This window comes from Streptomyces sp. KR55 (assembly GCF_052245645.1).
Lineage (GTDB): Bacteria > Actinomycetota > Actinomycetes > Streptomycetales > Streptomycetaceae > Streptomyces > Streptomyces flavusporus.
The window spans coordinates 1-2,761 of sequence record NZ_JBQQCE010000775.1; the positions used below are offsets into that span (position 1 = coordinate 1).

Here is a 2,761-nt window from a genome sequence, read left to right on the forward strand (position 1 = left end):
CCCCCCCCGCGGCCGCGGAGCCGGGGTCGGACGCCGGCTTCAGCGACAGCAGCAGCACGATGCCGGACACGGTGGCGGCGGTGGCGAGCACGGCACGCCGAACGGGGTGGCTCTTCTTCATGGTTGCCGGTCTCCTGATGACCCGTCGCTCACATCTCGAACGACTCGTGATGGATACGGCGGGCGGGAACCCCCGCGCCGCGCAGTGCCTCGTACACGGACTGCGCGAAGCCGGGCGGCCCGCACAGAAAAACGTCATGACGGTCGATGTCCGGGATCTTCCGCTGCAGGGACTCCGCGGAGATGTCCGGGCGCGCCCCGTCCGGACTGTTGACCGCGTACATCAGCCGGGCGCCCCGCTCGTCGGCGATGGCGGCCAGCTCGTTCCACAGGGCCAGGTCCTGGGTGCTGTTGGCCCGGTACAGCAGGGTGAGGTCGCCGGCCGCGCCGGGCAGCGTCTCGAACAGCGCCCGCATCGGGGTGATGCCGACACCGCCGGCCACCAGCAGCACCTTGCCGCGGCTGCGCCGGGACGCGGTCAGCGCGCCGTACGGTCCCTCGGCCCACACCCGGGTGCCGGGCCGCAGCTCACGCAGCCGGGTGCTGTGGTCGCCGATCGCCTTCACCGTGATCCGCAGCATGTCGGGGCGGGGCGCCGCCGACAGCGAGTACGGGTGGGAGCTGAACCGCATGCCCGGCGCCATGAACCGCCAGCGGAAGAACTGCCCGGCCTCCGCACCCATCCGGTGCAGCTTCCGCCCGCCGATCAGCACCGACACGATCCCCGGCGTCTCCTCGATCACCGCCTCGACCCGCATCCGGTGCTTCAGGTTCAGCCGGATCGGGGTGAGGATCCGGAACCAGATCACGAGCGCGGTGACCGCCCCGTACAGCCCGTACCAGAAGGTCTTGGCGGCGGGTTCGACGGCGAAGTCGTTGCCGGTGCTGATCTGGTGCCAGAACGTCAGGAACACCGCCGCGTACGTCATCAGGTGCACGTGGTACCAGGTGTCGTACGGCATCCTGCGGCGGATCCCGCCGATCGAGACCAGGCCGATCAGCAGCAGCAGTCCGGTGCCGATCGCCGCCTTGCCCATGTCGGGCAGCTGGGTGACGGAGTCGACCGTCTGCTGGACGATGTCGCCGAGCCCCTTGCCGGCCTGCAGGGCGTAGCCCCACATGATCAGGAAGATATGGGCGAGGACCAGGCAGAGGGTGTAGCGGCCGGTCATCGCATGCCAGCGGGCGACCCGGTCGGAGCCCACCCGGCGTTCCAGCGCGGGCACCCGGGCCATCTGCAGCACCACGAGCGCCATCAGGTATCCGGCGAGCAGACCGGTGATCCGGCCCGCGTTGAGGATCCTGCTGGTGTTGTCGGCGACGGACGGGGTGTTCTGCCACCACAGCCACAGCACACCGGCGGCACCGGCCCACACGGCGATCAGCAGCAAGTTGGCGGGGGAGCGGCGTGGGCGGATACGGCGCATCGTCCGACGCCAGGCGACACGGCGGTGATCAGCTGGCTGCCGCCGCCGGTGTCGGCCATCCGGTCGGGCAGCGGGGCGGCTCCTGCCGGAGCGACGGCGAGCAGGGCGGCGGAGGTGAGGACGGACAGGACGGCTGTGACACCAGAGCGCATGCCTGTGAAGCTAACGGGCCGCAGGGGCAGCGGCAGTTCGGAAGAGCCATTCGGGCGCGGCCGACGTCCGATGTGGTTACTTCGGGCGGACGGGCGGCAGGGGTAGCGGCAGGCCGGGCAGCCCGTCCAGGCTCGTGGCGATGTGGTCCTTCTTGGCGAAGTACTCGCTGAGCGAGGCGTCGTCCTCGCGCGCGAAGCGCTGGGCGTGCAGGTCGCGGTCCCCGTCGTACGACATGTGAGGCACCGCGAAACCACAGGAGTCCCGGACGAGTTCGGCCGTCACGACGACGATCGCCCGCAGCCCGTGTGGACTCGGGTCGACGTCCGGAAAGCGGGCGAGCAGCTCCCCGAACCGTGGGTCGTCGCGGAACACCGGCTCCCCGCGGCCGTGCACCCGGACGATGTTCGGCGGCCCCTGGAAGGCACACCACATGAGGGTGATCCGGCCGTTCTCCCGCAGATGGGCGATGGTCTCGGCGTTGGAGCCGGCGAAGTCGAGGTAGGCCACGGTGTGTTCGTCCAGCACCGCGAAGGAGCCCTTCAGGCCCTTGGGGGAGAGGTTGACCGTGCCGTCCCCGGACAGCGGGGCGGTCGCGGTGAAGAAGAGGGGCTGCTCCTCGATGAACGTACGGAGTCGGCCGTCTATGCGCTCATACGTCTTTCCCATACCGCTGATTGTCGGGGAAAGTCGTTTCCCTGCCCGAGGATTTCCAGGAGAGTCACCGCGGCCGCCCCGGCCGGCGCTCCAACGGGGCGGCCACAGTTCCTGTCACGTCACTCGGTGAGCGTGCAGGCGGCCAGGGCGTCGAGGCCCTGGGGCTTTTCGGCGGTGCGGCCGATGGAGATGGCGATGCGGTCGATGGCGGCGGTGCGCTTGTCCTCGAGCGGGCCGAGGATGGCGTTCTGGACGAAGTCGGGTCCGCCCTGCCCGACGGTTTCGTTCAGGCGCTTGTCGGCATCGTCGATCTGGGTGTCGAGCAGCGCCAGGTTGCGGTCGACCTCGGCCTGCGCGGACGCCGGGATCGCCGGCAGCTGAGAGGCGACGTCGGGGCAGGAGATCGCGCCGGCGGCCGTGTTGCCGCCCGCCGCGTCGCCCGCGTCCTCGGCGCCGCCCGCATCCTC

Annotated in this window: 3 protein-coding genes and 2 pseudogenes; all 5 read right to left on the reverse strand. The window is 70.6% G+C overall.

The features are described from left to right. A pseudogene (locus ACTWQJ_RS49840) lies at window positions 1–121 on the reverse strand (FMN-binding protein); the annotation flags it as partial. 28 nt (window positions 122–149) lie between these two features. After that, window positions 150–1,487 (reverse strand): ferredoxin reductase family protein, encoded by a 1,338-nt coding sequence (locus ACTWQJ_RS49845; protein WP_443312963.1) that lies wholly within the window; start codon window positions 1,485–1,487, stop codon window positions 150–152. Then, window positions 1,442–1,639, reverse strand: coding sequence for a hypothetical protein (locus ACTWQJ_RS49850; protein WP_443312964.1), 198 nt, complete (start codon window positions 1,637–1,639; stop codon window positions 1,442–1,444). The genes ACTWQJ_RS49845 and ACTWQJ_RS49850 overlap by 46 nt, the downstream gene beginning before the upstream one ends. Before the next feature lie 76 nt (window positions 1,640–1,715). Next, window positions 1,716–2,306 (reverse strand): pyridoxamine 5'-phosphate oxidase family protein, encoded by a 591-nt coding sequence (locus ACTWQJ_RS49855; protein WP_385781401.1) that lies wholly within the window; start codon window positions 2,304–2,306, stop codon window positions 1,716–1,718. Window positions 2,307–2,413: 107 nt separating this feature from the next. Then, window positions 2,414–2,761: pseudogene (locus tag ACTWQJ_RS49860) on the reverse strand (hypothetical protein); the annotation flags it as partial.